Consider the following 5,993-nt stretch of genomic DNA (forward strand, 5'->3'; position numbering starts at 1 on the left):
CCACCCCACAGGCTCCCCGCACCACCCAACGCGGGGTCGTACCACGCCGCACCCTTCAGGAAAGGCACTTTTCGTGCGTAACACCGCAAAGCTCACCACCGCCGTCCTCGCCGCCGGAGCGCTCACCTTCGCGCTCTCCGCCTGCGGCTCGGACAAGGGCTCCTCCTCGGCCTCCGACTACAGCGGACCGCTGGTCGTCGCCGCGAGCCCCACCCCGCACGCCGAGATCCTCGACTACGTCAAGGACCACCTGGCGAAGAAGGCCGGACTCGACCTGGAGGTCAAGGAGTTCACCGACTACGTCACGCCGAACACGGCGACGGAGGACGGCTCGGTGGGCGCCAACTACTTCCAGAACCAGCCGTACCTCGACGACTTCAACAAGAAGAACGGCACCCACATCGTGCCCGTCGTCACGGTCCACCTGGAGCCGCTCGGCCTCTACTCCCACAAGGTCAAGAGCGCCGACGCCCTCAAGAGCGGCGCGACGGTCGCCGTCCCGAACGACAGCGTCAACGAGGCCCGCGCCCTCAAGCTGCTCGCGGCGAACGGCCTGATCACCCTCAAGTCCGGTGTGGGCAACGAGGCGACCCCCTCGGACATCACCAAGAACCCGAAGAAGCTCAAGTTCAAGGAGCTGGAGGCGGCCCAGACCCCGCGCTCCCTGGACGACGTCGACGCGGCCGTCATCAACGGCAACTACGCGATCTCCTCAGGCCTGAAGCCCGCCAAGGACGCCATCGTCCTGGAGTCCGCGACGAACAACCCGTACGGCAACTTCCTCGCCGTGAAGAAGGGCAACGAAAAGGACCCGCGCGTCAAGAAGCTCGCGAAGCTGCTCACTTCGCCCGAGGTGAAGAAGTTCATCGAGGACAAGTACGCCGGCTCCGTCATCCCGTCCTTCTGATCCGAACCGGGGGATCACCATGCGCAAGAGCATCGCCGTCACGGCGGCCGGACTCGCCGTGACCTTCTTCGGCCTCACGGCCTGCGGTTCGGGCTCCGGCTCCGGCAAGAGCGGTGGCGAGGCCGACGGCACTCTCGTCGTCGGCGCCACCGCCGTGCCGGCCGGCGAGGTCCTGACGTACATCAAGGACAACCTGGCCGAGAAGGCCGGACTGAAGCTGGAGATCAGGGAGTTCACGGACTACGTCCTGCCGAACACCGCGCTCCAGGAGGGCTCGCTGGACGCGAACCTCTACCAGAACCAGCCCTTCCTGGACGAGTTCAACAAGTCCAAGGGCACCGACCTGGTCTCGGTCGTCAAGGCGTATCTGCCGCCGATGGGCATGTACTCCAAGAAGATCCAGGACATCGCGAAGCTCGCCGACGGAGCCACCGTCGCCGTGCCGAACGAGACCACCAACGAGGGACGCGCCCTCAAACTCCTCGCCGCCAAGGGGCTGATCACGCTCAAGAAGGGCGCGGGCACGGACGCGTCCCCCGCGGACGTCACGGCCAACCCGAAGCACCTGAAGTTCAAGGAGCTGGACCCGGCCCAACTTCCGCGCTCGCTCGACGACCTGGACGTGGCCGTCATCAACAACAACTACGCCCAGGACGCGGGCCTCAGCCCCGCCAAGGACGCGATCCTCCTGGAGTCGGCGAAGGACAACCCCTACGCCAACCTCCTGGCCGTCAAACGCGGCAACGAGGACGACCCCCGCGTCGAGAAGCTCGCGAAGCTTCTCGTCTCCTCCGACGTGAAGAAGTTCATAGCGGAGAAGTACAAGGGCTCTGTCCTGCCGGTCACTTCCGGCTGACGGGGGCGTATACGGCGTATCGCCACGCACGGGGTCCACGCCCTCACCATGAGTGGACCCCGTGGTGCGGTTCCCCGCTTTCATGCTGCATGCTGGGCAGTTCAGGTAGGCCCGGAACATTTTCCGAAGGTTACGGAGCGGCGCATGACGAGCACCTTCCCCAACATCTCCATCAGCACGGAGCGGTTGGTGCTCCGGCCCCTCGACGAGGACGACGTGCCCGCCCTGACCGAGATGATGAACGACGAACAGGTCGGGTCCTGGACCGACGTCCCCCAGCCCTACACCGAGGGCCAGGCCCGCCGTTGGATCACCGAGTACGCGCCCACCGAACGCGCTTCGGGCCGCGGCCTCGACCTCGCCGTCACCGAGTTCCTCACCCAACGGCTCGTCGGCATCGTCCAGTTGACCAAGACCAACTGGCACGTCAGGTCCACCGAGCTGTCGTACATCATCGCGCCCTGGGCCCGCGGCGAGGGCTACGCCTCCGAAGCGGCGCTCGCCACCGCCCAATGGCTGTTCGGGGACCAGAAGTTGGAGCGCATCGAACTGCGCACCGCCGCCGACAACACGGCCTCCCAGCAGGTGGCCCAGAAGATCGGCTGCATCAGCGAAGGCGTCCTGCGCAACGCGTGCATAGCGCATGTCCACGGCGACGACGGCACCTGGAGCGACGTCCGTACCGACTTCATCGTGTGGAGCCTCCTCCCGGAGGACCTGGAGGGCACGGCCGAACAGCTCGAAGACGTCGACGGTTTCACGTCACTCGCCGACTGGAACTGAATCCGGCGGGTACGGCACAGGGAACACCGCCCAGCCGCACCAGGTACCCTCACGGTGCCCGCGTAGGGCCGCTTTCCCCGACGACCTGCGAATTACCCCTGGAGACTGACGACGATGGCCGACCGCGTCACGGTGATCGGCTGGGACGGCTCTCCGCTGACCGCCGCGGCACGCTCCGCCCTCGCCGCCGCCACCCTGGTGGCGGGCGCGCCCCACCATCTCGCGCTCCCCGAGGTACCACCGCGCGCCGAGCGCATCCGCCTCGGCAGCGTCGCCCTCGCCGCCCGCCGCATCGCCGGCCACCGCGGCACCGCGGTCGTGTTCGCCGACGGGGACCCCGGCTTCTTCGGAGTCGTACGGACCCTGCGCGTACCGGAGTTCGGCCTGGAGGTGGAGGTCATCCCCGCGGTCTCCTCCGTGGCCGCCGCCTTCGCCCGCGCGGGCATGCCCTGGGACGACGCACAGGTGGTCGTCGCACACAGGCGCACCCTGCGACGCGCGGTGAACGTGTGCCGGGCCCACACAAAAGTCGCCGTCCTCACCTCACCGGGCGCCGGACCCGCCGAACTCGGTCTCCTCATGGAGGGCGTCCACCGCACCTTCGTCATCTGCGAGGAACTGGGCACCGAGCACGAGCAGGTCACCGTCCTCACCTCCGACAAGGCCGCCGACCGCACCTGGCGCGACCCCAACGTCGTCATCGTCATGGGCGGCCCGGTCGGCCCGACCGTCACCGGAACCACCGCCGAGGGCTGGATCGCCGGCCGCGACCCGTCCGCGGTCGCCCGCGGCTGGACCCTGCCCGCCGAGGCCTACGGCGGCGAGCTCGGCGAAGGCGAGACGGATCTGCTCCGGGCCGCCCAACTCGCCCGCCTCGGCCCCCGCGTAGGAGACCTCGTGTGGGACATCGGCTGCGGCAGCGGAGCCTTCGCCATCGAGGCGGCCCGCGCCGGAGCCGCCGTCATCGCCGTCGACCGCGACAGCCAGGCCTGTACCCGCACCGACTCCGCCGCCCGCAGCTTCGGCGTGCACCTCCAGATCGTCCAGGGCGACGCCCCGCACATCCTGGAGAACCTCCCCGAACCCGACGTGGTCCGGGTCGGCGGCGGGGGAGTGGCCGTCGTCTCCGCGGTCGCCGACCGGCGCCCGCAGCGCATCGTGGCGCACGCCTCCACCCGCGACGAGGCCGAACTCGTCGGCCGCGACCTCACGGAGCACGGCTACCACGTGGAGTGCGCCCTCCTCCAGTCCGTCGAACTCGACACCAGGGCCTGGACGGAGACGGAACGGAGCGTCGCGTTCCTGCTCAGCGGCCTCCTTCCGGAGCGCGTTTCCTGACCCCTCGTACCGTCCCCGTGATCCTGTTGTCGTACCGCGCGCGGTAGGCTGGCGGACTGTTGTACCGCATCGGGTGACCCGGCACTTCGTTCGTCAATGTCCGGAAAACCCGCCCGTTTTGGGGTGAGTGTGGTACGGCGGAACCGGAGGACGCGCAACGTGGCGCAGTCCACAGCGGGCCGTCGCGGATCAAGCTGTCGCGACGGCCGAACGCCCGCGACAATGCCAGTTGATGGCTTTGTCGTCTAAATGGCTTTGTCGCCTTTTGACGTCGGGTCGTTCGTGCCGCTGGACAGGCACGCTCGTTCTCCACTGCGGGGCGGTCGGTGCGCCGTTCCCGGAGAGCGGGTCGTAGAAGCACTAACCGATGGGCGAGGGGTACGCGCATGACCGACACCGGCCAGATCCCGGCCGAGGGGATGCCGGAGAACGCAGGCATGGTGGAACAGCCAGGCGTTCCCGCGCACGGCGCGTACACCTACCTCTCCGAGACCACCGCCGAGGACGAAGACCTGCTGCTCCTCCCGGGCGCCCAGGGCGCCTGGGGCAACGAGGTCCCGCCTCCCGCCCCCGAGCCCGTCGTGGAGACGGTCCACGCGCCGGCCCCGCACGAGGTCGCCGCGCAGGAGCCGGGTGCGCAGGAGGCCGCCGCGTACGAGGCTCCTGTGCACGAACCGGGGCAGCACGAGGCCGCTGCGCACGAGGCCGCTGCGCACGAGCCCGCACAGCACGAGCCCGCACAGCACGAGCCCGCTCCGCATGAGCCGGGTCCGCACGAGACGGCCGGCCGTGACAGCGGTTCCGTCGATCTGGGGGGCGTCCGGCTGCCCGCACCGCCGCCGCCCGCGCCGGTCCCGCCGCGCCGACCGCTGCACCTCGGCCCGCCCCTCCCCGACACCTCCGCGAGCCCGGTCCGCTCCCTCGCCGACCGCGGTCCCGCAGGGGCGCCGGTACGGCACGCGGGCCCGCCGACGACCGGCCCCGAGTACTTCGACGCACCCCAACTCCGCGACCTGCCCCCGCAGGGCGCGGCTCCCTGGGGCGCCCAGGCTCCGGTGAGCGCGGGGGTGCCGACAGCGGAAACGGTTGTTCCGGTTGGCAAACCGGACGGCGCGCTCGCCGGTGAGCCCGTCGGCGGGGGGATCGCCATGGCCCTGGACGCCGGGGTTGTCGTACCGGAGCCGGAGCCGGAACCGGGCCCGGCCATGGCCGCGGGTGCGAGCACCGGCAAGGACGCCGACCTGGCGCAGGCTCCCCACGCGGGCGGGGCGTGGCAGGGGCACGAGCAGTCGTTCAACGGTGAGCCCGCGGCCGCTTTCGCCCACGTGAGCACGGAGAGCTCCGGGCGCGTCGGTGTCGGTGTCGCCGAGGTGGGCCAACTGCCCGAGGCCGCCGAGGAGTTGGCTGCAGGGCAGGCCCAGGCGCAGGACCATGCGCAGGCCCAGGTACAGGACCATGCGCAGGCCCCGGTGCAGGCGCAGGTGGAGGTGCCGGGTTCCGATGCGGGGTTCGTGCCTGTTGGCGACGGGCACGGTGGTGACGCCGGGTACGTGCCGGAGGGCGAGGGTGCCTTCGAGGCCGTGCCGGTTCCCGGGGACGCGTTTGTCGTGGCTGCCGGGCAGGAGGTGGAGCAGGCCGTTGCTTCGGTTCCCGTGCCGGGTGCGGATGTTGTCCCGCCGGAGCCAGAGGCCGTGCCGGTTCCCGAGGAGGCTTTCGCTTCCGAGGGCGAGGCGTTGCCGGAGGCCGTTGGCGCGCCGGGAGCCGGAGAGGACTACGACGCCGGGTTCGCCGCCGCCGACGAGCACGGTACTGAGGCCGAGTCGGTCCACGGCGCCGAGCAGGTTGCCCAGCCCCTCTTCGCTCAGGGCCCCGAAGACGTACTCGCGCAAGATGCCCTCCCCCAGCCGGTGTTGGCTCATGACGTCGTACAGGAGCCCGAAGCCGTAGCCGTGCCGGAGCCGGTCCAGGCAGAGGACGTCGTGTACGCCCCCGCCCGCGACCAGGTTCTCGAAACCCCTCCGGCCCCCGAGAACACCCCTGTCGACGAGACCGCGGTCATCCAGGAAGCCGAGCGGACTCCGGCCGTTTTCCCGGGAGTCGAGACACCGC

4 protein-coding genes and 1 pseudogene are annotated in these 5,993 nt (G+C 70.2%); all 5 read left to right on the forward strand.

Features of this window, described 5'->3' with window-relative positions; all coding sequences use genetic code 11:
• The first annotated feature begins 73 nt into the window (after positions 1 to 73).
• A complete protein-coding gene (locus AC31A1_RS45125) occupies positions 74 to 907 on the forward strand; it encodes a MetQ/NlpA family ABC transporter substrate-binding protein (RefSeq protein WP_489658885.1) in 834 nt (277 codons plus the stop codon).
• A gap of 19 nt (positions 908 to 926) precedes the next feature.
• Entirely contained in the window at positions 927 to 1,763 is an 837-nt protein-coding gene (locus tag AC31A1_RS45130) for a MetQ/NlpA family ABC transporter substrate-binding protein (protein WP_489658886.1), read from the forward strand.
• A gap of 144 nt (positions 1,764 to 1,907) precedes the next feature.
• A complete protein-coding gene (locus tag AC31A1_RS45135) occupies positions 1,908 to 2,546 on the forward strand; it encodes a GNAT family N-acetyltransferase (RefSeq protein WP_489658887.1) in 639 nt (212 codons plus the stop codon).
• Positions 2,547 to 2,660: 114 nt separating this feature from the next.
• The gene (gene cbiE, locus AC31A1_RS45140) at positions 2,661 to 3,884 is read left to right on the forward strand and encodes a precorrin-6y C5,15-methyltransferase (decarboxylating) subunit CbiE (RefSeq protein WP_489658888.1); all 1,224 of its coding nucleotides are present in this window, start codon (positions 2,661 to 2,663) and stop codon (positions 3,882 to 3,884) included.
• 386 nt (positions 3,885 to 4,270) lie between these two features.
• Positions 4,271 to 5,993, forward strand: a pseudogene (locus tag AC31A1_RS45145) (hypothetical protein); the annotation flags it as partial.

It is taken from the genome of Streptomyces sp. P5F9 (genome assembly GCF_057961495.1).

Coding starts and splice junctions, on each gene's coding strand:
- AC31A1_RS45130 (WP_489658886.1), top strand. CDS start 927: ATGCGCAAGAGCATCGCCGTCACGGCGGCCGGACTCGCCGTGACCTTC.
- AC31A1_RS45135 (WP_489658887.1), top strand. CDS start 1,908: ATGACGAGCACCTTCCCCAACATCTCCATCAGCACGGAGCGGTTGGTG.
- cbiE (WP_489658888.1), top strand. CDS start 2,661: ATGGCCGACCGCGTCACGGTGATCGGCTGGGACGGCTCTCCGCTGACC.